General features: G+C 44.1%; 16 protein-coding genes. 4 read left to right on the plus strand and 12 right to left on the minus strand.

Annotation, left to right across the window (positions count from 1 at the left end; genetic code table 11):
- Window positions 1–61: 61 nt before the first annotated feature.
- From V7S65_RS16390 to V7S65_RS16405, 4 genes are all read right to left on the minus strand, one after another.
- Window positions 62–913: a helix-turn-helix domain-containing protein gene (locus V7S65_RS16390; RefSeq protein WP_336387289.1), complete on the minus strand. Its 852-nt coding sequence runs from the start codon at window positions 911–913 to the stop codon at window positions 62–64.
- The gene (locus V7S65_RS16395) at window positions 882–1283 is read right to left on the minus strand and encodes a GlcG/HbpS family heme-binding protein (protein WP_336387290.1); all 402 of its coding nucleotides are present in this window, start codon (window positions 1281–1283) and stop codon (window positions 882–884) included. Before V7S65_RS16395 ends, V7S65_RS16390 begins: the two co-directional genes overlap by 32 nt.
- 43 nt (window positions 1284–1326) lie before the next feature.
- Window positions 1327–2118: an SDR family oxidoreductase gene (locus V7S65_RS16400; RefSeq protein WP_336387291.1), complete on the minus strand. Its 792-nt coding sequence runs from the start codon at window positions 2116–2118 to the stop codon at window positions 1327–1329.
- A 182-nt stretch (window positions 2119–2300) separates the two neighbouring features.
- The gene (locus tag V7S65_RS16405; RefSeq protein WP_336387292.1) at window positions 2301–4745 is read right to left on the minus strand and encodes an outer membrane beta-barrel protein; all 2445 of its coding nucleotides are present in this window, start codon (window positions 4743–4745) and stop codon (window positions 2301–2303) included.
- A gap of 183 nt (window positions 4746–4928) precedes the next feature.
- Between V7S65_RS16405 and V7S65_RS16410 the strand changes: the two genes are divergently transcribed.
- From V7S65_RS16410 to V7S65_RS16425, 4 genes are all read left to right on the plus strand, one after another.
- A complete protein-coding gene (locus V7S65_RS16410) occupies window positions 4929–5957 on the plus strand; it encodes a sensor histidine kinase (protein WP_336387293.1) in 1029 nt (342 codons plus the stop codon).
- 3 nt (window positions 5958–5960) lie between these two features.
- Window positions 5961–6683 (plus strand): LytR/AlgR family response regulator transcription factor, encoded by a 723-nt coding sequence (locus tag V7S65_RS16415; protein WP_336387294.1) that lies wholly within the window; start codon window positions 5961–5963, stop codon window positions 6681–6683.
- A 227-nt stretch (window positions 6684–6910) separates the two neighbouring features.
- Window positions 6911–8836, plus strand: coding sequence for a glycoside hydrolase family 97 protein (locus tag V7S65_RS16420; RefSeq protein WP_336387295.1), 1926 nt, complete (start codon window positions 6911–6913; stop codon window positions 8834–8836).
- 211 nt (window positions 8837–9047) lie between these two features.
- Entirely contained in the window at window positions 9048–10232 is a 1185-nt protein-coding gene (locus V7S65_RS16425; RefSeq protein WP_336387296.1) for an epoxide hydrolase family protein, read from the plus strand.
- A gap of 195 nt (window positions 10233–10427) precedes the next feature.
- Here the strand turns inward: V7S65_RS16425 and V7S65_RS16430 are convergent, their stop codons facing one another.
- The 8 genes from V7S65_RS16430 to V7S65_RS16465 form a co-directional block, all read right to left on the minus strand.
- Window positions 10428–12395: an alpha-L-fucosidase gene (locus V7S65_RS16430; protein WP_336387297.1), complete on the minus strand. Its 1968-nt coding sequence runs from the start codon at window positions 12393–12395 to the stop codon at window positions 10428–10430.
- A 156-nt stretch (window positions 12396–12551) separates the two neighbouring features.
- On the minus strand, window positions 12552–14873 hold the full coding sequence (locus tag V7S65_RS16435; protein ID WP_336387298.1) for an RICIN domain-containing protein: 2322 nt from the start codon (window positions 14871–14873) through the stop codon (window positions 12552–12554).
- Window positions 14874–14904: 31 nt separating this feature from the next.
- Window positions 14905–16497, minus strand: a complete 1593-nt coding sequence (locus V7S65_RS16440) for a GH39 family glycosyl hydrolase (protein ID WP_336387299.1) — start codon at window positions 16495–16497, stop codon at window positions 14905–14907.
- A 30-nt stretch (window positions 16498–16527) separates the two neighbouring features.
- On the minus strand, window positions 16528–17436 hold the full coding sequence (locus V7S65_RS16445; protein WP_336387300.1) for an alpha/beta hydrolase: 909 nt from the start codon (window positions 17434–17436) through the stop codon (window positions 16528–16530).
- 10 nt (window positions 17437–17446) lie between these two features.
- The gene (locus tag V7S65_RS16450) at window positions 17447–19486 is read right to left on the minus strand and encodes a beta-galactosidase (protein WP_339546042.1); all 2040 of its coding nucleotides are present in this window, start codon (window positions 19484–19486) and stop codon (window positions 17447–17449) included.
- Window positions 19487–19605: 119 nt separating this feature from the next.
- A complete protein-coding gene (locus V7S65_RS16455; RefSeq protein WP_336387302.1) occupies window positions 19606–21789 on the minus strand; it encodes a glycoside hydrolase family 3 C-terminal domain-containing protein in 2184 nt (727 codons plus the stop codon).
- Window positions 21790–21914: 125 nt separating this feature from the next.
- Window positions 21915–23366: a cellulase family glycosylhydrolase gene (locus V7S65_RS16460; protein WP_336387303.1), complete on the minus strand. Its 1452-nt coding sequence runs from the start codon at window positions 23364–23366 to the stop codon at window positions 21915–21917.
- Between the two features lie 31 nt (window positions 23367–23397).
- A complete protein-coding gene (locus tag V7S65_RS16465; protein WP_336387304.1) occupies window positions 23398–24612 on the minus strand; it encodes a glycan-binding surface protein in 1215 nt (404 codons plus the stop codon).
- Window positions 24613–24629 lie beyond the last annotated feature (17 nt).

Raw genomic sequence — 24629 nt, forward strand, 5'->3', positions numbered from 1 at the left:
TTAGCCGGGGTCCGGTTAAATTTCTCCCGTTTTTATGTTACCTCATTAAGGCTAAAATCCATTATACTTCGGTGGTAGTGAGTCCAAATTTTTGTTTGAACGTAAAATAAAAATGAGACAAGTTTTCAAATCCTAAGTCGAGATAAAAATCCGCAGGCTTTTCCCTTTTTTGTTTGATGCGATACATCGCTTCGTCCAGTCGTTTTTCTTTCAACCATTGTTTAGGTGTGGTGTTGAATACTTTTGCAAAGTCACGTTTAAAGCCTGAAATGCTTCTTCCTGTCAATGTTGCAAAGGCTTCCACCGAAACGTTGAACATATAATTTTGGTTCATAAATTCTTCCAAATCTATTTTGTAAGGATCGGAAAAATCAAATAAAATGTTTTTCAAATCAGGGTTGCTTTGAAGGATCAGTTCAATGGCTTCCCTGATTTTTAAGTTTGCCAGCTTGGGTGTAGCTTCTTTCGTTTTGTTGATATACGGACTGAGTGAAAGAAAATAAGCATTTAGAAACTCATCAGGTTCAAAAAACAGTTTTTGTTTGTTATTACTGCTTCCCACTGTTATTTTGAACTCCAATGCATACTGGCGAAGGGTTTCACTATCCAATGAAATCGAAAGGAATTGATATTTGCCTGACTTTCCGGGATACTTCACAGTACGGATGAGCTGGTTTCTCCTAACCAGGACAATTTTATTTTCAGAAATAATCGTATTGCCGCCCGCATAAAAAGCGTGGGTTTCTCCCGACAACTGGAATCCCAAAAAATGCTCCGGTATAAACTCTTCGTCCCCTCTGCGTTTTTCAAATGCACAGGAATACACCAATTTATCAAATATGATTTCGCTACTTTCTCCCATTAAGCAAATGTCTAAAAAATTAAGCAAACATTTTTGCGCCTGCTTCAGCAATTTCTTTATCCTGCTGGGGTGTTCCTCCTGAAGAACCGACCGCGCCAATGATATTCCCGTTTCTATCTTTTATCACAGTACCGCCGGCAATAGTCAAAAGTCCGTCGTTTGAATTAATCATTCCATAGCTGTGAAGTTCTGCGCCTGCAATAATAGCGCCCATAATATCACTGTCAACACCAAACATCACAGCTGTTTTTGCTTTTTTTACGGCGAAATCAATTACACCATAAACACTGTCCAATCGTGCAAAAGACGCCAAATGACCACCTGTATCTACCACCGCGATACTCACAGGAATATTCAATTCTTTTGCTTTCTCAATCGAAGCATTCAACACTTGTATTGCCTCGCTATAAGTTATACTCATCTTGTTTGAATTGTAATTTTTAGTAGAGTGCTTCAAGTTTCATTTAGCTTTTTGCAGTCCAGGCTTCCGCTTGCAATTGTTTCACATAATCTTCCGTTTCTTTTGGATGTACATTTCTGAAATAAGAGTTATCATCCAATGCCACATTCACAATCGTTTCTGCCATGGATTGAGGGTCTAACTGATCTTTCAGCGATGCTGCCGCGCCGTCAAACGCTGCTGGCGGTGTAAAGTTTTTCTCCGGATTGTACCAACGGAAAATGGAATCCACACCACGGTCGTTAAATCCTGTACCAAAGACGCCCGGGTTGCAGGTAGCGATTTTGATATTAAATTCTTTCAATTCAGTTCTCAAACCTTCTGCAATGGCTTCCATGGCATGTTTGGAAGAACAATACGCCGCAACGTAGGGAACCGTCCAAAGACCGCCCATGGACGTAGTGAAAACGATTTTAGCAGCCTTTTTCTGATCTATCCATTTTCTTATAAATCCTTGTGCTAACTGCAATCCACCGAAAACATTCACATCAAACATATAGCGGATTAAATCCAAAGGCTGCTCCGCGATGGGACCACCTTCCATGATTCCGGCATTACTGATAAGGATATCAATGTTGTATTTGTTTACGATGTATTCAATATCACGGGAATTGGTTACATCTAATTTATCCGCGATTAATTCGATACCCGATTCTTTTGCTTCGCGGATCAAATCACTCATTTGAGGATAAACTTCTGCTGTTGCGATGACTTTGTGTCCTTTTTTCGCCAAATCAAATGCTGCGATTTTCCCAAAACCGCTTGCCGCACCTGTAATCAAAATTGTTTTGCTCATTTTATATTCATTTAAAAGTACAGAGCAAAGTTCTACCAATTACAATTGCTATTTATTGCTGAAAGGTTCAAATATTTGTTGCTAGAAAGACCAGCTGATTAATTTCGGATTTAAATTAGCCCGAATGTATGCCCTGAGATTTCATGCACGGGAAACGGATCCGCCTCCATTCTGATTAACCACTACCTGTTCCTTCTCCGGCGACCTGGATACTCTGCCTGCTCAATTGGCGTCTTCTCTTCATCACTTTTATGAACCCTTCCGAATTGCCAGTTAAAGGCTACCGACAGGGAGCGGTTATAATACCGCGTAGTGGCCTCACTTTGAAAAGAAGGGGCGGTAGCCATACTTCGCCGTTTTACGTAATGCTGAAAAGGGTTGTTGAATGAGAGGGTAATACTTCCCTTCTTTTGCAAGATCTCCTTTTGAATGGCCAGACGGTAGGTATAGTCAGCAGTGTTTTTTCCTTGCAGCGTAATAAAACCATTACTATAATCACCGGATAGTTCGAATATGTAACCACCGGGAGCGGTATAAGAAGTGTTGATATTAAAAGAGTGAAAGAAGCCGTTATTACCAACCTGTAAAGCCTGGCTTTTAAACCATACCTGGTAAAATTCCAGGCCACCGTTGATGGTCCAGTTGTCGTTCACTACAGTGTAGGCATTGACATTTGCGCCCAAACGCCTGTTGGAGGCAATATTCCGGGGAATGGTCCTTGATATACCGTTGCTGTCAACTGTTGCAAGAGACTCTATTGAATTTGAGTTAAAACTGAAGTAGACACTGCTGATCAGGGTAAAACCAGATGGCATATTGTAAGCGTGAGAAACTTCCAGCATACGCGTAATTTCCGGGCGTAAACGGGGATTCCCCTGCATGAGGTTACGGGGATCACTTGCATCTACATAGGGATTAAGGTCCCAGATAAAAGGCCGGCGAATGCGTTCTGTATAATTGAATTTAAATTCCTCTTCCTCACTTACTTTCTTCGCAACCAGGATGTTGGGCACCAGGTTACTAAAACCAATTTCAAAAGAAGGGGTTGTTCCTCTGAAGCGGGCACCAAGCCGGGTATATTCATAACGGGCGCCCAGCCGGAAGCGCCACCCGCTTTGGGTTTCAAATGCCGTGCTTAGGTAAGCCGCCATAATATCCTGGAAATAAGTCATCGAATCGCTACGCTCCAGGTCCTGCTGCAGATCACTGCTACCGGGGTTATTACGGTTATTGAACACCGTATAGTTACTGGCAGCATTATTTTTACTCCAACGCATACCGGTTTCCAGGAAATTTTTTCCGCTTTTGCTGAGTGGATGGGTATAGTCCAACTGGAAACTATAATCCCTGCTGCGTCCTTTATTAGGACTCAGCTCCCGAAAGAAATGCCTGCCATCAGGACCGAACTGATCTGTGCTGTAGTCAGAGCGATCTGTGGAACGGCTCAGATTTCCCAATAACTGCAACTCCTGTTTTTTACGTTTAAAACGCTTCTGATAATTGAGTGCAAGATCATAGTAGTGATAACTTCCTTGCTGATCAGCGTTTTGATTATACTCGGTAATGCCTTTGGCATCCTTATAATAATTATATAAGCTGCTTTTCATGGGCCATTGTTCACGCCAGTAAGAAAGTGTAGCGCCTATCTTTTGTGATGAATCAGGACGGTACTCCGCTCCCAGTTCTATACTTGCCCCTTTGGTTTTCTGTGTCGCGTCGGAACGCTGAACAAGGTTGCCGGTATTTAGTCCGTTGTATAGTAACCCCCTGCTTAAGTCAGTTTTTCTCCGTTCCTTTTCAACATTGCCACCCGCCATGAGACTAACATCAAATTTATTCCGGGAGATGTTCAAACCGAGGTTCGCAGACTGTTCCAGGTTGCCGGCACCCAGGTTAAGGCTGCCGGATGTATGCTGTACTTTTTTCCGCGTAACGATATTAATGACGCCGGCTGCACCCTCTGCTTCATACCTGGCAGAAGGCGCGGTGATCACCTCAATAGACTGTATGGAACTGGCCGGGATTACTTTCAGGGCTTCTTTAAGATTTTTAGCGAGAATCCCGGATGGAATGCCATTGAGTAAAACTTTGACATTGGCATCTCCCCGAAGTTTTACAACGCCATCTGAGCCAACAGTTACCATCGGCGCCTTGCGCAAAACATCCGCTGCCGACCCGCTCTTATTTCCGATATCGGCGGAAGCATTGTACACCAGCTTATCCCCCTTGTTCTGAAGCAAAGCTTTACGGCTCTGTACAACTATCTCATTTAACTGTTTGCTTTGCCTCATCAGGATAAATTTGCCGAGGTCAAGGTCCGGCACATTTATCTCTACAATTCCTGAATATGATTCATAACCGGTGTGTGAAATACTCAGGACATAAGTCCCGCGTACGGGCGCCGTCAAAATAAACCGGCCATCATTGCCGGTTACAGCAGTTTTAGCTACAGCGCTATCTTTGTATCGCAGGATGATTGTGGCCAGGTCCAGGGGCTTGTTCTCTGCGGTGTCCATCACAATACCTTTGATTTGAAAGATGGCTTTTCCGCCGGAGAGTATAGATTGGGCTTTAACTGCCACTGAAGCGAGTATCAGCAATAATAAAGCAAGAAATTTTCCAGCCATCGGAATTGTTAGTTTTTAATAATGAAGTTTTATCTTACTACAGGCAAAGGAAAAAGTTTAATTTTTCAGCGGGAAAAGAGAATGAGCAAAACCGCCATTCAAATGACGAACGACGTTCGTCATTTGAATTTTTCCTGTTTACATGAAAGAATGACCTTTGGGTATCCCGGAAAAACACAGAAGATGGCATATACGATAAATTGGTTTAATAAGCGTTACCTGCAGGAAATCGGAATTTTTGCAGCCATGTTCATTTTGACTATGGTGAATCAGTGGTTCCAGCTGGATTCATTCAATGCCATTATAAAGGGGTTGGTTTTCTTTGTAATTCTATATGCACAGGCAAAGTTTCACTGGCATTTCATCCTGCCATTATTCTGGAACAGGAAATATGGAACATATGCCGTCGTAACATTCGGTGCCTTGCTCATAGGAACACTGGTACTTTTTCCGGTAGATTGTTTCTGGATTGAACCGGGTATTTTACAGCAAGAGAGTGTCATGTCTGTTTTACTCTATCATTTTGTTATCAGTATCGCCAGCATAAGTACCATCATGTTCCTGTTTTTAATCAGGCAACATGCGTCGCAAATCCGAAAGAGAACCGAAGACAAGCTGCTGCTCGCTGAAATGAATATAAGGCTGCTGCATGCTCAGCTGAACCCGCATTTTCTTTTCAATATGTTCAATAATCTTTATGGTGTGAGTTTGGCAGAGCCTGAACGGGTGCCTGATTTAATTCTGAAACTATCCAACCTGATACGGTATCAGCTTGAAGATGGGCGCAGGCCCCTCGTTGCGCTGCAGGCAGAAATAGCTTTCATCGAAAATTATATAGCCATAGAAAAGGAACGGATTGGAAAGCGTTGTGAAATTTCTTATACTGTACAACAAGGAGATCTGGAACCGGATAAGCTTTCCATTGCGCCATTAATCCTCATCACGTTAATTGAGAACGCATTTAAACACAGTATTACCATCACCCGGAAATGGTATGTACATATTAACATACAACTGGAACAACGGACATTAATCGTTGATATTGTAAATTCTTTAGGAGATGAAGCACTGAAAAGAGATTCTACAGGAATTGGGCTGGCAACCATCCGGGAGCGACTGGAGTTGCTATACGCAGGAAATTATCAACTCGATACTTTTCAGCATGAAAGCGAATTCAGGGTCGTTTTAAAAATACTATTAAATCACCGGTAGTTTATGGAATCACTACGTTGTATTATCGTCGATGACGAAGAAGGAGCGCACCTGGTTCTTGGTCATTATATAAAAGGAACAAGCAGCCTCGCATTAACGGGGAATTTTTATAACGCCGTTGACGCTATGGATTTCATCTTTAAAAATCCCGTCGACGTGCTTTTCCTGGATATAAACATGCCAGGTTTATCAGGGATGGAAATGCTGGAGGCAATGTCCAATCCGCCATTAATTGTGTTAACCACTGCTTACACCCAGTATGCACTGGAAGGATACAAATATCAGGTGGTAGACTATCTTGTTAAACCTTTTGAGTTTGCCAAATTTATGGCCGCAATAGATAAAGTGTTTGCCCGTTATAAGCCGCCGGTTGCCAGTAATACTGCGTCAACAATAGGACAGATGGCAAACAACTCCTTAATGCTGAAAGTTGATGGCGGGATAATCAGGATAATAACCGGCTCTATTTCACATATACAAAGCTATGGTAACTATGTCAAGGTATTTACAGATGAGAAAATGTACCTGAGTGCATCAACTACTATCGAAATAGAACAACAGTTAGATAAGCGGTACTTTAAACGGATACACCGGTCGTATATCGTTGCGCTGGCAAGAATACAACAGTTGGCAGGAACACAGGTGCATCTTGAAAATGGCTTGATATTGCCGGTTGGTAAAACCTACAAGCGGGAATTGCAGGAGCATTTTATGAGTAAAAATTAAGAACAAACCATATTCTTTATAAAACCGGGTATCGCCCCATTATTTGGCATTCTACGCACAATTGTAACATTTCATACCCTAATTCTAAACATCTGCACTCCTTCTTTTCAATAGAACTGCATAATTTTGATGCATTGTTCCATACAAATAATTCTTCGTCATGAAAAAACCGTTACCTGTTACTAACATCCTGCTTCTTTAGATATTAATATTAAAATAATCAATTGATGAAAAAAACCATAATACTGATGGCATTGCCAATATTGCTTTGCCTGCAGCTATTCGCAACGAATCAAATATCCAGTCCCGATGGAAAGATTGCAGTGACCGTGTTTGTAGACAACAACGGTGTTCCCCGGTACTCCGTCACATATAGTAAGACAACGGTGTTAGAGCCCTCTCCTTTGGGAATTGAACTTGACGGAATCAATTTCTCCAATGGCTTACAATTAACTACCGTATCGGCTACCAGTACAGTACACGATCATTACAACATGCTGAGTGGCAAAAGATCATCCATTCAATATGAGGCAAGAAAAACCAGTTTCACCTTTCAGAATAAAGATGGTAAGAAGTTTACCATTATATTCCAGGTCTCAAATGATGGCCTTGCGTTCAGGTACCAGTTTTCAGACGGTCCGGAAATTAAGATTGTCCGCTCCGAAAACACTTCTTTTAAATTTCCTTCCTCTGCCAAAGCCTTCATACAACCAATAGCCGTTGCTCAATCCGGCTGGGAAAAGGCAAACCCATCTTATGAAGAACACTATTACCAGGATGTTCCCGTAGGTACAACATCAAAACTCGGCGCCGGCTTTGTATATCCTGCACTATTTAAAGTGGACAATACCTGGCTGCTGATCACGGAAGCCGCAGTAGGAGCCGACTGGTGCGCTACCCGTCTCAATTGTGAAGCAGGAAGCCCTCTCTACCAGGTAAAATTCCCCGATCCCCGGGAAGTGATGTATCACGATGGCTTATTGCCGCGGCAGCAAATGAATAGCTTTTCTCCCTGGCGCATTGTTACCATTGGCTCATTAAAAACCATCGTGGAATCAACATTGGGTACTGACGTTGCCACTCCCTCCGTTATTACAAATACTTCGTTTATAAAGCCCGGAAAATCAAGCTGGAGCTGGATTAATAGTAAAGATGATTTTATTGTTTACGATGAGCAGAAGAAATATATTGATTTTGCTTCCTATATGCATTGGCAGTATTGCCTGATAGACGTAAACTGGGACCAGAAAATCGGTTATGAAAAGATAAAGGAGTTGGCGGATTATGCCAGGCAAAAAAATGTTGGGTTGATACTTTGGTACAATTCTGCCGGCGACTGGAACACGGTAAAATATACTCCCCGCAATATTCTTCTTACCAAAGAAGCAAGGGAAAAGGAATTTTCCACTATACAGTCGATGGGAATAAAAGGAGTTAAGATCGATTTTTTTGGAGGCGATGGCCAGTCAATGATAAAGTATTACCACGACATTCTGCAGGATGCAGCCCGCTATAACCTGATGGTAAACTTTCATGGGGCAACACTGCCAAGAGGATGGGCGCGCACATATCCGAATTTGCTGACTGCCGAAGCAGTGAGGGGTTTTGAGTACATTACATTCAGCCAGGAGGATGCGGACCTGGAGGCAAACCATGCCACCATGCTGCCTTTTACCCGGAACGTATTCGATCCGATGGACTTTACGCCCATGAATCTTTACAAAATCCCATCAACCAGTGTCCGTAAAACCACAGCAGCTTTTGAGCTGGCCACTACCATTGTTTTCCTATCCGGCATTCAACACCTGGCGGAGTCTCCCGAAGGAATGGAGCATGTACCTGATTTTGCTAAAAACTATCTGCGCACCTTGCCTGATACCTGGGACGAAACCCGCTTTATAGACGGCTACCCCGGTAAACTGGTTGTGATTGCCAGACGGAAAGGCACGAAATGGTTTATTGCCGGAATGAATGGAGAATCCACGGCAAAGACCCTTCCTCTTAATTTATCCTTCCTTAAAAAGAAAAAAGCAATACTGATCTCTGATGATGATAAAAACCTGTTGAAACAGGAAAAAACAGCTATCCCGGATAACGGCATGCTCTCCGTTTCCATAAATGCAAATGGAGGATTTGTTATAGCAGCAGAATAATAAACCATAAGATATTCAACCCCTAAAATCCCGGGAATTTGACGTCTCCCTTAAGCCCGATACCAATGTGATCAGGGCTAAGGGAGCAAACCGGGCCAATCTTCTAAAGTCATTAAAAAGCAGTCAAAAAAAATTAATAAAATTGCCGGTTTGCAACTGACATACTGTTGTCACAACCCGTATATAATTTTGTTTCAACAAACACACAGATATGAAACAATTCATTATTTTACTGGTCATCGCAACGATAACAGTAACCTCCCACGCGCAAACCAAAAAAAATAACAATATGTTCATTGTAAAGCCCTTCAAAATCGATGTACAACAAACTGTACTGGACGACCTCCAAAACCGTCTCCGCCAAACCCGCTGGCCCGATGCGCCTGAAAACATTGGCTGGCAATACGGCACTGACCCTGAATTTCTCAAAAGCCTCGTAGCCTACTGGCAAAATGGGTACGACTGGCGCAGGCAGGAAGCCACCCTTAACCAATTTCCACAGTTCACAGTGGAAATAGATGGCCTCCCCATTCATTTCCTGCACATCAAAAGTAAAAACCCAAATGCCAGGCCCTTGCTGCTTTTACACGGATGGCCTGACTGTTTTTATCGCTTTTACAAAGTCATTCCCCTGTTAACAGACGACTACGACCTGATAGTGCCTTCCATTCCCGGCTTCGGTTTCTCCGGTCATGTAGCCATGACAGACGACGGTTCTGCAAAAATTTTTGCTACGCTGATGAAAGAGGTACTCAACTATCAGACTTTCCTGGTGGCCGGAGGCGACGTAGGCAGCGGCATCGCCAAATCAATCGCCAATCTTTATCCTGAAAATGTAACAGCCATCCACCTGACGGACGTGGGATATCCCAACGGTTCGGAAGACTGGAGTACCATGTCCAAAGCTGAGCAGGAATTCGGACAGGTTATACAGCAATGGTGGTACCGGGAAGGTGCATATGCCATGCTGCACGCCACCAAACCGCAAACGCAGGCCTATGGCCTGAATGATTCCCCTGTAGGCCTGGCGTCCTGGATCGTTGAGAAGTTCAATACCTGGGGTACTCCGGGTGGCACTATTGAAGATCATTTCACAAAAGACGAACTACTCACCAACATCATGATCTATTGGGTAAGCCAAACGATTAACTCCTCCATGCGCACTTATGCCGTAGGCTCCTTTCAGCAACTGGCCTCAGGCCAAAAGGTTAATACCCCCACCGGCGTTGCAATATTCCCCGGTGATGCCCCAACACCACGGGAATGGGCGGAAAGAAAAACTAATGTAAAACGGTTCACCATCATGGAAAAAGGCGGCCACTTTGCAGCGTTGGAAGCGCCGGAATTGTGGGTGAAAGAGGTGGATACGTTTTTCAAAAGTATCCAGGCAAAATAAGTGAATATATAAAAAGGATGTATCAAAAGTAATTTACCCGGTTTCTCAAAACTGTTAAATTACTTTTGATACATCCTCTTTAATATAAACAGGGATTCTCAGAAAAAATATTAACGTGCTTTGATCTTTTTCATTCGTTACAATCCTTGTAAATTTTATTTAAATCGGCATATAAAGTATATGGGCAGACATCAGCTATTGAGTGATCACATCTACTTCCGCATATCCGGCATCATTGTTACCATTCACTTCACGCACCGCGCGAAGCTTTATATAACGGGCCTTTACTGCTGTAAAGCTCTTCGTTTGCCATAATGGATTGTTTTTTATATTGGCAAATTCGCCTTCATCTACGAGCTTCCACTCTTTATTATCCTGCGAAACAAAAAACTGATACTTTGCAATTGCACCGGAGGTATTTCCCTGGTCTGGCAGATATTTGAAACCGCATAGCTTTTGCTCGCTTCCCAGATCGAGCACCAGATCAATAGGCATTTCTTTGTTTTTGTTTTGATGCCATGCAGTAAATGGATTTCCATCCAGGATCAGGTTGGCCTTTTCATCATTTTGTGCTATAACTTTCCAGTTCTTCCGGGAAATATCAAATTTCTCCCGGGACACAGGGCTGCTTTTACCAGTAGCTGGTTCGTAAGCAATAGCGCTTACTTCCAGTTTCCCTTCTGATTGAAAGGGACCAGTGTATTTTTTTGATTTAGAAGTAGGCTGCGCGCTACCTAACGTGTAGTAAACCACCGACTCCATATCCGCCGGAGTGATAGTTATTTCACCGGATTGATTTCTGATAATGGAAGGAGCGGCGAGAATCTGTGGTGCATTATAAATGCCGATATTGGAAATTAAAGGGCTACTTTTCGAACCGGTAATATTAAGACGAACCTGCGTTGCCTTTACAGCCGGGAAACGGAGGATTCGCTTATATCCGATTGTGGTGGCTGTTGCCAGCTGTTTCCAGTTTCCATCAACAAAAGCCTCCACCGTGAAAGCTTTCACACGTTGTCCTAACCGGATGTATTCCTGAACCAGGAAACGGTTGAACGTGGTTGGTTTACCCAAATCTATCGTTAGCGACGCATTAGTCACCTCATCATCAGTTGTCCAGTAGGTATTCTTATTGTTATCAATGGACATATCTGCTCCAAACTGCCTCGCATTTCCGCGAACATTGGAGGCTTCCGCCTTCTTATTGGTGGCAAGATTCACGGCAAATGCTTCCTTTACGGCTTTGGCCAATCCAAGCGCAGCTTTTTCATCATTTGGATGAATCAGCCCATTTGGCATAATCGGGAAATTTAGCAGCAAGGTGCCGTTGCGACCTATAGAATTATAGTACGTTTCCATTAATTGCGGCACTGTTTTTACGTGGTTATCTTCATGTGGATGATAGAACCATTCCGGTCTGATAGAAGTATTTACTTCGGCCGGCACCCAGGAATCCCCGTTCTCCAGGCCATGATGCAACATATTCCATTCCACCTCGCCCTTACCGTTTAGTAAACTCCAGTTCGTTTCACCCACTAAACCATCTTCGGTACCTACCCAGCGCAGGTCTCCCCTGTCGCCGCCATCGTTCCATATCACGCAATCCGGTTGCAGCCTGCGGATCAGTTTATATGTATTCTGCCAGTCGTAGTAAGTAGTGCGGTCAATAGTACGGGTTTCATTAGCGCCGCCGTAATATCCGGAACCGCCGTTAGCCCCGTCAAACCACACTTCGAAAATTGGTCCGTAGTTGGTGAGCAGTTCTGTAAGCTGATTCCTGAAGTAGGTGATATACTCAGGCTTTCCATAATCCGGGTGGTTTCTATCCCAGGGCGACAAATATATTCCCAGTTTTAAGCCGTATTCTTTACAGGCGTCCGCCATTTCCCTCACCACATCTCCATGCCCATTTTTCCAGGGAGCATTTTTTACAGAATACTCCGTGTATTTAGACGGCCAGATGCAAAAACCGCAGTGGTGTTTTACCGTAAGTATTATTCCTTTCATACCCGCTTCTTTGCATATACGGGCCCACTGACGGCAGTCCAGCTTTTGCGGGTTAAATAATTTGACATCTTCATTGCCAAATCCCCACGACTGATCTGTATAAGTATTTAAAGAAAAATGGACAAAAGCATAGTATTCCATTTCCTGCCATCTCATCTGATTTTCCGTTGGTACCGGGCCAAATGGACCGGGAGCCTTCACCTGGGAATAGCTAATACTGATTGAACACAGGAAAGAAACGATTCCACACAGCAAATACCTCATCGTACTAAGAACCATATTGTTAATATTATTTTGAGAACCTATTTCCTGCTAATTTACCTTAACAATTTTAAATGTCTTCAACCATGTTGCTGCTTCTACCCGGACTATATACGTACCGGCTTTCAGGGCTCCTCCCATAGACATTAAGCTTGAAACTGAGATACGTTTCGCCATTTCAACCTGCTTGCCCATAACGTCAAATATAGCAATCCGTTCTACCTCAGCAGGTTTGTCAATCATTATATTGAATGTTGATGAGAAAGGATTTGGATATACTGACACATTGTTACTGGTAGGCTCAGACATTTTAAGTGATGATGATAAAGTATCTATAACCGTCGATCTCCGTGCCAGTGCAACAGTCCCTGTTGTCCATTGCTGGTTATAACTACTGCTTTCCGGCCACTGACCGGCATCGGCACCGTTGGTAATCTGACCCAAACCATCCAGGTACAACCCGGTGGCACGGTTCTTTAGTTTCACATAGCTGCCGGCTGTTTCCTGTTGCCATTGCTGGTTATAGCTGCTGCTATTGCTCCATTGACCAGCCAGGCCACCACTGGTGGTTCTTCCCATACCATCAAGATACAGACCTGAAGCGCGGTTTTTCAACTTTACATAACTTCCGTTTGTTTCCAGCGCCCATTGCTGTGCATCACTGCCACTGCTACTCCATTGCCCCGCATTGGCGCCATCGGAGTACCGGTACATACCATCAAGCATTAACCCGGTAGCATGGTTGGTCAGCGTAATGTAACTGGCAGCACCTCCGGCTTTCACCAGCAGAATTGCCGTTGTAGAAAGAGCCGGTACAGTTATAGTAAGTGAATTTGAATTTACCGCCACTGTATTTTGACTCAGCGCATTCTGCGTGTGCGACACAAAAGTTTCCTGTGCCGGTAAAGACGACAACTGCAATGTTTGATAATTCCCATCAGCAACAGTAAAATTACTTAGATTGATGGTAACAGTGCGGGAAGCAGTTCTATCCCGGTTTACCAGCATCACCGTTAACGAGTCGGCATTTTCATTTACTGAAGAGTAAGCTGATACCGTGTTTTCGAGAGAAGAAGTACTTGAAACACTATACTTTTTTGCATTCCTGCTAAAAAGGTGCAATGTTTCCCACATGCCAACAGACCAGTTCCATGGCGAAAAGAATTCAACCCCATTGTTGGCAAATGTACCAAGATGCGAAGCATATATAACAGATTCAAGGCTAGGGTTGCTGCTTGACATGGTACCCCATTCGCTTATACCACATGTTATGCCGTGGTTGGCGCCAAAATGTTCAGTTAACCAACCCTCGATACGTTTGAAAATATATTGTTTGGTAAGTGACGCATCCCATCCGCCGGTACTTGTTTTGATACCGTTTGAACCCGGGTAATCATACGTCGTATCATAATAAATCCGGTGTCCTTGTAATGCCGCAGCGTCATCATTATTATACCAGGGGTAGTTGTGAATATCTACAACATCTACCAGCTTGATACCGGTTGCTTTGTACTCATCTCCAAGACGTTTTATAAAATACTCAATCCAGGAATAATACCGGCCATTAATGTATAAACTTTCATTTGACCATTTATACCATTGCCATTCCGAGGTTGTAACAGGCCCGCAGAGCTTGATGCCGGGATATAAAGCTTTTGCTTTCTTTGCTAATTCTATGTAATGATCCATAAAAACAGAAGCCGATATTTGTGTTGGCATAGCATAGTCATGTGTGCCATTCCATATATCTACTTCATTGTCCATATTCCAGTATAAAAATTGATTTCTGTTTAGCCCTAAACCATTGGCTCCAAACCAATGATTAAGAATGCCCACTGAGGAGTCGGCAGGCCATGTCTGCGTAAACAAATCGGTATTCCCCTCTACCAACGCCTTACCGGAAGGATTGGCAGTATTGGGTACGCCGCCACCAGCTAAATTCTGACCAACCCCGGCCCAATACTGCGCCTGGTTGAAAGCCCAATCATCGAAGTTGTTACTGGTGTTGGATGCAGCCCTGCCCAGTAATTGAAAGGCAAACATTCCCTGCATACCAGGATAATTGGTCGCAATGTTTTGTGCGTAAGCATCCCAATCGGTACCATAAACATTATTATACCAGTCGGGATGGACCGTAATTTTTTTGCGCCAGTTATAACATGTTGCGTTATTACCTCCATTCATACGGGCGAAACGTAAACCTGCATCCTTGTAAAATTGTGCAGGCTTATCAAAGCCTTCGTTCCGGCCATATATGTATGGGGAAATCAGGCGTTTGTTTTGTGTAGGATTAACTGAAATAGTAACGTTTTGTGCAACGGCTGTATAAAGGATGATGTGGCACAACAAAAACAAAAGGGTTTTCCTGATCATTGGTTTTGTTTTTAGTAGTTGTTTGCAATCATTACAGTTTGATAATATTCAAGAAGAAAACATCGTTCTCCCGAATCTCCAGCTCCTTTGTGAAAGGGACCCCGGCTTTTACAGTAATAATTTCCCTGGTAACGGGCGAACCATCATTTAGCTTCTTAATTTGTTCAACTTCCTGCCTGTTAAGCTGTGCCGGTTTTCCTATAGAGAGATAAGTGGAATAAGCATCGTTGCTATGGTAACCTACTTTGTATACTTCCAGGGTATAGGTACCATCCGGTACATTTGCAATATTGACCTTCAACTTTCCTTTTGATTTTGAAGGAAGATCACGGATATAGTATTGCTGATTATGTACGGAATCTCCCGGGTGAGTATGGGTAAAATCCCAGGCGAGTGCCTGGATATTTCCTGCAGCATCCCTGCATACCCATGAAGTGGAATCGCTATTTACCAATTCCATATCTCCCAGCCTGTTCAAAAACTGGTAAGCATAGAATACAGGTTTGTTAATACCCTGCGTAGTCAGCATGCCAAAGCCTCCGTGGAACGGTGTAAAACGGGGACCGGGTTCTTCAAAAATATCCGTAAAAACCCAATACGACATTGAATTGGCGGCCTTACCCACCTGTTTTAATTTCTGCAAAACATACGCAGCTTCGTGATAGCTGTCGTGGATAGGATCTGCCGGGGTATAAGAGGCACTCCATTCGGTGTAGTGAAGCTCCAGGTTTGGCATAGCAGAACCGGCAATTTCCTTACGTGATTGAAGCACATCACCGCTAACGCTCATGGGATTTTTGTCGAGTACTGTGCCCGAGTTGCCAAATTCATCGAGATATCCCTGCTTTACGCCATAGGCATGCGTGCTTATAAAATCTATCGGTACACTATTTTTATTGCAGTAGGCAATCATTTCAGGTTCCCAGGCAGCCCCGGCTGTTCCTGGACCTCCAACGCGATAAGATGAATTAACGCTTTTAATGGCCTTTGCACTATAGGAGTATAACTTGAAATAGTCTTCTTGCGTACCGGCCCAGAAACCACCCAGGTTTGGCTCATTCCAAACTTCGAAATACCAGGTTTTCACTTCCTCTGCGCCGTAACGCTCCGTAAAATGCCTGGTAAGATCCCGCACCAATGCTGCCCACTTTTCGTAATCCTTTGGTGGAGTTACATTACCGCGCCACCAGAAGATTGTTTTAGAACCACTGGCCAGTGCGGAAGGCATAAAACCCAGTTCAACAAAGGGTTTCATGCCAATACTTTGTAAATAGTCGAATAAAGCATCAATGTACATATAGCTGTACACCGGGTTGCCTTTACTATCTTCTGTATATACAGCCATATCATCTGTTAAAAGACCGTGCATACGGATGTATCTGAAACCGCATTCCTTTCTTACATATGCCAGCTGCTGTTGCCAATCTGCCCGGAGCCCTTCATTGGCACGGCCAGCGCCAACACAATCATTAAACATCCTGTTCAGCTTTCCGGATGTTTTGTTGAAGTCAATATTGATAATCCTTTCCTGTGTGGCCGGCTGCTTTTGTTTTGTGGTTTGAGCTACCAGTATTCCTGAAATGGATAAAAGCAGCGGCATTAACAGTAATAAAATTCTTTTCATCTTTAAGTATATTTACCTTTCTATAACCGTTTAAAAAATGCGCTGAGAAAATAGATACAGGTTACGATCCCACTCCGTGTTGTCATGCCCGTTAGTATCCACATTCCAAACATGGGTGACACCTATTTCATTAAGATATTGATGGGCCTTTTCGCTAATCCCAAAAAGACCGTCTTTGTTGCCACATGCTATCCATAACAGTTTCAACTTTTTCCGGGCCACTTTAGTATCCGGCACAAATCTCACATCGGTATACATGCCACCGAACATATTCGTATTAGGGGCAGAAGAAAATCCGCCGATGTAGGCAAAAGTTCCCAGGTGGTACAAACCTATATTCAACGACTGTCCTCCACCCATCGACAAACCTGCTATAGCACGATGTTCAGCGTCACTAATAGTGGAATAATGTGCATCGATGTAAGGAATTATATCTTTCAATAAATCCTCTTCAAATGGTTTCCTGTACCCTTCAAAACCATCCGCCCTCCCGGAACGGTTTGCTGTTGATGTATCTGTCACTGTCAGCTTTGAATCGCAGTTTGGGAAAACCATTATTACAGGCTGAATTTTACCATCTGCAATCAGGTTATCCATAATGTTATCTGCCTGGCACCATTCCGTCCATTGACGATAGTCTGCTCCCAAACCATGCAACAGGTACAGCACAGGATATTTCTTGTCAGCAGAATATCCCGGAGGCGTATATACATTCATTTCCCGGCGTTTCCCAAGCGTTTTTGAATCGTACTGAACGATGGTTAATTTTCCGTGAGGTACATTACTACGCTGCACATTAAATCCGGCCGGCGGATCAGGAAACGTGGGAACAGAGTCCGTTTTAAAAGAACCCTTACCTGTTTGCGCCAGGCAGATATGACCGGCCACAATAAATACAATCAAAATAAATAAATACCTGTTACTCATTTTATTTTTCATAATGTTACTTTTATTCGTTCCAAACCAATACACCCGCTGGCTCCAGTACTTTGCTCCCGATCAGTATTTTGGCTCCGGCGGGTATTTTCATTTCATAATTATCCGAGGAATAATTTACAGCCACATAAAACCCATCCCGCCAGTAAACAAATACGCCGGGAGGATAATTTTCAGTGGTAACATCTGCGCCGGTATAAACCTGTTTCAGTACGTCCGCTTCCAGTCTGGCATCATCTGTATCCACACCGATATAGGTAACAGCACCTTTGCCAACCTTATGTTTTACCACTGCTGTTTTTCCTTTATAAAACTGGTTATCAAATACTGCAAGGGTTTCCGTGTTTTTATCCGGCGCCAGTAAATCGGCCCAGTTGTTCCAGCTGTAATGGGTAGATCCCATAAGGATATCTCCTTTGGCGCTGCCTGAAAGCATATCGGTTGCTTTCACCTGCGCTCCTATCAGCGTGGATATGGGAGCGGCACATTCTGCCTCCCAGAAATGTCCCATGCGGTTTTTGGTGGCTGTGCGGCAGGTAATAATCAGGTGTCCTCCGTTTGCGGCATATTCCTTCCACTTCTTCACCAAAGCACTATCAACCATTTCGTACGCCGGGACAATCACAAATTTGTATTTCGACAAATCAGCCGTTTCCGCGACCAGATCTACGGGTGCACCAAATGATTTTGCTATCTCCAGGAACTTAATCGGGTAATTCCAGGTATCCCATTGCCAAGTCTGTTTCTGCCGGTCGATGGTCCAGTAATTTTCCAGGTTCCAAAGAATAGCCGTTGACCGTGCAGCCAGTTTTTCAGGCATTGAAGCGCCGGGTTTGTATTGTTTCCGCAGCTCTTTTATTTCTTTCATGTATTGCATATACTCCACACCGCCCTGCGAAGGACTTACACCATCTGTTTGCATTACGCCGGCATGATATTGCTCTGAACTATAATTGATCTGACGGAACCGGTAGGAACTGGCAAGCTTTCCGCCTGCTGCAAATGTGTGGTACAGCCACATACGTACGGTACCTGGTAAAAGCAAGGGGTTGTAATTGCCCCAGTTTACCGGGCCCGGCTGAATTTCCATGACGCCGGATACCCCGCCAACTGCTTTATAATATTCGGCAGCAAACAGGATAACCCTGCTGTTTCCCAGCCTGAATCCGAGATCACCGATATTGTTGGTACCTCCATTGGGATAGGCCGTATAGGTTGCAAAGTCAAGCTGTTTTGTCCGCCGCGGATCAGCACCTGTGGAAACGGCCGTATAATTCGTCGTTACAAACTGGTCCTTCGAAATGGAGCGCCGTAATGTGGCTGCCTGAAAATCGAGGAACTCCGCCTGTACATCTGCCGAGTATCTTTTAAAATCAAGCAAGGCGTGCGGATTATTGCCCCACCAGCCTACCAGGTTGGTATTGGGAATAATAACCTCGCTAAAATTATTATACCACTGGCTCCAGAAAGCGGTTCCCCAGGCAGCATTTAACGCATCTACCGTTTTGTATTTGTATTGCAGCCACTGCCTGAATGCCTCCTGCGAAGACGGACTGTAATCGGGTTTGGCATCAGGCTCGTTATCAAGTTGCCAGCCAATTACATTTTTGTTCTGACCATAACGGCGGGCCATTTCAACCACCACTATTTCTACAAATTTGCGATAGGCCGGATTAACGATAGATCCTAATCCGCGTGTGCCGTGCTCACCACGGATGTAATGGCCATCCATCACAAAAGTTTCAGGATACTTTGCTCTCATCCAGGCCGGTGTAGTTGCGGAAGGAGTACACATCAGCACTTTCAAATTGTATTTAGCGCAGAGGCTTATCACTTTGTCGAGCCAGGCAAATTCAAATTTCCCTTCTTCGGGTTCCATTTTAAACCAGGCAAATTCGGCCAGATGTACAAACTCATAGCCCATATCTGCAATTCTCTTTATATCCCGTTCCCACTGGTTTTCGTTCCAGTGTTCAGGATAATAATAGATGCCGGTAGTGGTGAGATCCTTCTCAGGAAAAAATCGATTGGCTACCTGCGAGGTTGCATTCAATCCTGAGATTAAAATGGTTATAATAACAAGTATTGCACGTTTATTCATCTGAAGATTCATTGTTTTTTATTTAGCAGCGGCGCTATCCCGGAAAAATGGGTTAAGGCCATTGTATTTAACTACTTAACCGAAACTTTCACCGATTTTGAAATATCACGTGATGAATTCCCGATGTGTAATACAAAATCGCCAGCTTCTACATTCCAGGCTTTTTTTGTTTCGTCATAAAACGCCAGATCTGAAATTTTCACTGTCAACTCAACTGTTTTTGATTCGCCAGGCTGCAGGAAAATCTTCTCAAAACCCTTCAATTCCTTTTCAGGACGCAACACAGAACAAACCGGATCACTGACATACAGCTGTACCACTTCTGCTCCGGCGCGGGAACCCGTGTTTCTTACAGTGCATTTTGCGTGAATGGTTTCTCCTTTCCCGTAATTACTTTTGTCTGTAGAAAAATTATTAATCGAGAAGCCTGCATAAGAAAGACCAAAACCAAATGGGAACTGGGGAACGATTTTCTTTGTATCAAACCAACGATATCCGACCAGGATATCTTCTTCATAATTTACAATAAGATTTCTTCCCGGGAAATTACCCAATGCGTGTGCAGGTGACTGATCCAGTGATACCGGTAATGTGAAAGGAAGTTTGCCAGAGGGATTTATTTTACCACTCAACAGATCGGCTACTGCATTGCCGCCTTCCATGCCGCCAAACCACGACCACAATATAGCAGGCACCCGCTGAACAATGCCCGATAATTTTACCGGTGATCCGGCAATAATAACCACCACTGTATTAGGATTTGCTTTGGCAACCTCACGAATCAAAACATCTTGCCCATAAGGTAAATCCATATTCTGCTTGTCGAAAGATTCTGTATCAAAATCATGATTTAATCCTCCGAAAACGATCACTACTTCCGACTGTTTTGCAACTTCAACAGCTTCCTCAATCAATTTCCAATCAATCTTATCTGCGCTTGTTTGGCCGGCATTACTGCCTTCTTTGAAAGTGGATTGTCTGGCATACCCTTGTGCAAAATTCACTTTCACGGTAGCCCCAAACTTTTTCCGGATGGCTTCAAGCGGGGTAATTTCGTACAACGATTTTATTTCGGAACTAAGTCCTCCGTCACAATGCCTGCGGGTGGCGTTATCGCCAATAACCGCCACTGATTTTATTTTACTGAAATTAAGTGGAAGTATGTTTCCGTTGTTTTGTAATAATACAGCTGCTTCCGCTGCATCGTTATATGCCGCCTGCTGATGTTCCGGCGTATTCATTTTCCCTTTCTCCCGGTTTCCTTCATCAAATATTTTTGTTTTTATCATTACCCGCAACACATTGGCAACCTTTTCGTCAACAACAGCAACAGGCACTTTTCCTTCTTCTACTGCCTTGATCAGCGGATTCGCAAAATACCATTCGTTGTAATCTTTTTTATCTGTGCCCATTTCCAGGTCAAGCCCGGCTAAAGCAGCCTTTACAGTGGAATGTGCAGCCGCCCAATCCGTCATTAACACCCCTTTAAAATCAAATTCTTTACGAAGGATTTCCCTGTCCAGGTATTTATTTTCAGAACACCAGTCGCCTCTGAATTTATTGTACGCCGCCATTACCGTGTAGGCGCCGCCTTCCGTTACGGATGCTTTAAATCCTGGTAAATAAATTTCACGCAATGCTCTTTCGCTCATGTATACATCGATAGAATCCCTGTGCTCCTCCTGGTTATTGGCCAGCCAGTGTTTTACGCTTACCGCCACATCTTTTGACTGTAACGCTTTGATATAAGCAACCGACATTCTTGAGATAAGAAACGGATCTTCACTCATATACTCGAAATTTCTTCCGCAAAGCGGCGAACGGATAATGTTGATACCCGGTCCGAGTAAAATATCTTTTTTCCGGAAGCGAGCTTCCTCACCCAATACAATTCCCCGCTCATAAGCCAGCCTGGGATTCCAGGTGGCAGCCAGCGCTGTGCCCGGAGGAAAACAGGTGGCCGAATCATTGGTCCATCCTGCATAGGCCCAGTCGTGCCGGTTTATTTCTGCCCGCACGCCATGAGGCCCGTCGCTCAATGCCCATTCAGGGATACCCAATCTTTTTACTCCTGATACATAAAACTTTGAATTCCCATGCAGGAGACTAACTTTCTCCTCCAGGGTCATCTGCCTGATTAATGAGTGGATCTTCTCCTCCTGCATTTTGTCGTTTACCACCAGCTGCGCACTGGCTATACCTGTCATCATTATGCCGGTAAAACCGAGTGCTAACTGCCTTACTATTTTTTTCATTTATGTTAATTTCCTGTTTCAATACGTTCAATCGCAACCATACCTGTTTTTACGAAAGAAATGTATAAGGGATTCGTTAAACTTCATCCCTTATACATTCCGGAAACAATTTATCTGCCGGTGAATTATCTGCCACCAGCTACAAGCGCATCAATAGTGCGTTGATCACGCACGGTATTATTTCGTCTGTCCAAAGCGCCACCTGTATCCCAGAAAAAGGGTTTAATACCATTGGCGATTGCCTGCCTGGTTACATAGGTCAACCAATAATCCACGGCATCGTTATGGGTGGCCAGATCTTTGGGCACATAATTGCTGCCGCCACGTCTGTAAGCGCCGTATTCACCCATTATAACAGGAATCTGTTTGTCTGTGAATTTGGTTTTCATTTTGCCAAAGGCGGTATTTACATCACCTTCTTCTCCCCATGTGGCGTTCCTGTCAGGTTCAATGGTAGAATGATGTCCGGCGCCCCAGTAGTAAAATATTTTACCCCAGGAAGCATCAGCATCCATTAAACAGAACTGGTATGGCGTGTAATAGTGTACTTCCACCATCATGCGACCACTCACTGCATCTGTGGGGAGCGTATTCATCAGGTTATTGGTTTTATCAATATCGGTTGACGGCCCCTGCACCACCAGTACACGGTAGCTGTTACGTCCGCCGGTGGAACGGACTGCATTGATAAAAGTTTGATGATAACTGTTGAGGATGTCCATCTGCTCCGCATTTTCAGCGGGAGGTTCATTGGCGCTGGCGAACATCACATGCTCATCAAAATCACGCATGGTAGTAGCAATCTGTTCCCAGAATGCTTTTTGTTTGGCATTAACGGAATCTTTCTTTGCGCTGTTGATATTGGCATCCAGCCAACCACCATCCCAGTGGATATTGAGTAAAACATACATATCGTTATTCACACAATACTGAACTACCTGTTTTACCCTGTTGAGCCAGGTATCCTGGATCTTAGCGTTAGTTTGGTCGGAGTACTGGTTCCATGAACATGGAAGGCGGATGGCAGTAAATCCCTGCTGTTTTACCGCCTGTATATAGCTTTCGCTGATCAAAGGATTTCCCCAGGCGGTTTCTCCGCCAATAGCTTCCAGGGTGTTGCCAATGTTCCAGCCCAGTTTAAATTTAGCGGCCAACTGCACCGCGTTACTTCCCATGCCGGTTGAATTGGCCGGTGCCGGCGATGTATTGTAGCCCGGGTATATGCTGCTGGCCTGCGTTACTTTAACCCTGCGCAGCTGGCTACTTCCGGCATTCACCTCCAGTACAACGGAGCGCGCTGCGCCTGTGGTATTGGGAACGGTGGTCAACCGGATAGAAGCCTTGCTGCCGCTACCGGTCGACTGGCTTACCTGCAACCAGGAAGAAGCGGGGTTATTAATATTCCATACCACGTTACTGGCAATGGTTACATCGGAAGCGCCGCCATCTGCCTGAAAAGCAATTTCAGATGAAGAAACTGACAATTCAGGCGTGACGACGCTCTTCTTACTACAATAAGCAAACATTACAGCGGACACCACAAGTCCGATAAGTCCATACAAGTTTCTGGTTTTCATAATCATGATATTTGGTTAAAAATTTTTCCTGCTATTTAATTTTTACCACCCTGATATTATCTATAGCGGCTTTTAAACCGGAAGCCGAGGGAGATGCAGAAAAGTTTTTAGTATGAATATTTACAGATCCTTTAGCTGAGCTACCCAGTAAAGTGGTCAGACTTGCCGCTGCCGTACCTTTACCGTCACTGCCCCTGAACTCTGATAACGGAAGGGTTACTGTATGCCAACCCTTCGTGACAAAGGGAATAACGCCATCGGCGCTTTGCCACGGCTCATAACGGGCCATATAATCAAATGAGTTACCTTTTAGTACATAAATAGAAGTGCCGGTCCATGCAGTGGGAACACTGATCTCGAACTTAATGGCATATTGATCAATAGGAACGCTTAAACTATCAACCGGAATCCACTGCACGTCGTTGGTATTTATACTCCGTTGCCAGTTCCACCAGTTACCATCGCCGGCAGGCAGCACGTCATTATTTAACACTGCATAATAGCCCTTGTTGCCAGGAAAATTGGTGCTGCTGTTATCAGTGCCGGTGCCCCAGCTGAGCGTATTGATATTATCAAAATCGCAGAGAACCCCAGTCGTGGGATCGTTTACATTAAAGGCGGTGGACACTATGCCGGATTTTGTGTTGATCACTACGGGGCCGCTTTGTGTAAGCGTTGGCAGTTTAAATCCGATGGACGTACCATCGCCGGCGGCAGCATAATCGGTTATTGGCGTGCCGGCAAAAGTCAATTCGTTTATAAAAAATAAATTTAACCCATAGATATAAACGGAATCGCCCGCTTTGGCATTTTCATTGGAAATGCTGGTAATAGTAGGTGGTGGAGCCACGATGCCGAATGTAAAAGTGGTAGCCCCATGCCTGGTAACATAACGGATGGTATTCAGACTTTCTGCAGGTACCGACGGAAATGGTATCACAGCCGGTACCAATACGGTAGCACTGGTATCTGAAAACATGATGCTGTTGATAGTAGCGGGTACGCCGTTGAAAGAGATCTGTACCGCATCCTTTAAGTTATGCCCGACGAGCACCACCCATTGCCCGGTAATGATTGAATTAACAAGCGTATCGGCAGGAGAAGCTGCATAATTTCTAACGCAGGTTATAACTGGAGCTGCTTCAGTTACATCTTTCTTACAGGCTGATTGCATCAGTGCAAAAACAGCAGCAAGCGCCAAAAACGGCAACCTCCAATAGCGTTGGTTGAATAGTATTTTATTCACGGTATAATGTTTTTAGT

It is taken from the genome of Chitinophaga sp. CCNWYY40, assembly GCF_037483205.1.
GTDB classification, from domain to species: Bacteria; Bacteroidota; Bacteroidia; order Chitinophagales; family Chitinophagaceae; genus Chitinophaga; species Chitinophaga ginsengisegetis.

Excerpts from the sequence above, each read along its gene's own strand:
- V7S65_RS16425 (WP_336387296.1), top strand. The coding sequence starts at position 9,048 with ATGAAACAATTCATTATTTTACTGGTCATCGCAACGATAACAGTAACC.
- V7S65_RS16445 (WP_336387300.1), bottom strand. The coding sequence starts at position 17,436 with ATGAAAAATAAAATGAGTAACAGGTATTTATTTATTTTGATTGTATTT.
- V7S65_RS16400 (WP_336387291.1), bottom strand. The coding sequence starts at position 2,118 with ATGAGCAAAACAATTTTGATTACAGGTGCGGCAAGCGGTTTTGGGAAA.
- V7S65_RS16405 (WP_336387292.1), bottom strand. The coding sequence starts at position 4,745 with ATGGCTGGAAAATTTCTTGCTTTATTATTGCTGATACTCGCTTCAGTG.
- V7S65_RS16430 (WP_336387297.1), bottom strand. The coding sequence starts at position 12,395 with ATGAGATGGCAGGAAATGGAATACTATGCTTTTGTCCATTTTTCTTTA.
- V7S65_RS16440 (WP_336387299.1), bottom strand. The coding sequence starts at position 16,497 with ATGAAAAGAATTTTATTACTGTTAATGCCGCTGCTTTTATCCATTTCA.
- V7S65_RS16460 (WP_336387303.1), bottom strand. The coding sequence starts at position 23,366 with ATGAAAACCAGAAACTTGTATGGACTTATCGGACTTGTGGTGTCCGCT.
- V7S65_RS16455 (WP_336387302.1), bottom strand. The coding sequence starts at position 21,789 with ATGAAAAAAATAGTAAGGCAGTTAGCACTCGGTTTTACCGGCATAATG.
- V7S65_RS16420 (WP_336387295.1), top strand. The coding sequence starts at position 6,911 with ATGAAAAAAACCATAATACTGATGGCATTGCCAATATTGCTTTGCCTG.
- V7S65_RS16410 (WP_336387293.1), top strand. The coding sequence starts at position 4,929 with ATGGCATATACGATAAATTGGTTTAATAAGCGTTACCTGCAGGAAATC.
- V7S65_RS16395 (WP_336387290.1), bottom strand. The coding sequence starts at position 1,283 with ATGAGTATAACTTATAGCGAGGCAATACAAGTGTTGAATGCTTCGATT.
- V7S65_RS16415 (WP_336387294.1), top strand. The coding sequence starts at position 5,961 with ATGGAATCACTACGTTGTATTATCGTCGATGACGAAGAAGGAGCGCAC.
- V7S65_RS16435 (WP_336387298.1), bottom strand. The coding sequence starts at position 14,873 with ATGATCAGGAAAACCCTTTTGTTTTTGTTGTGCCACATCATCCTTTAT.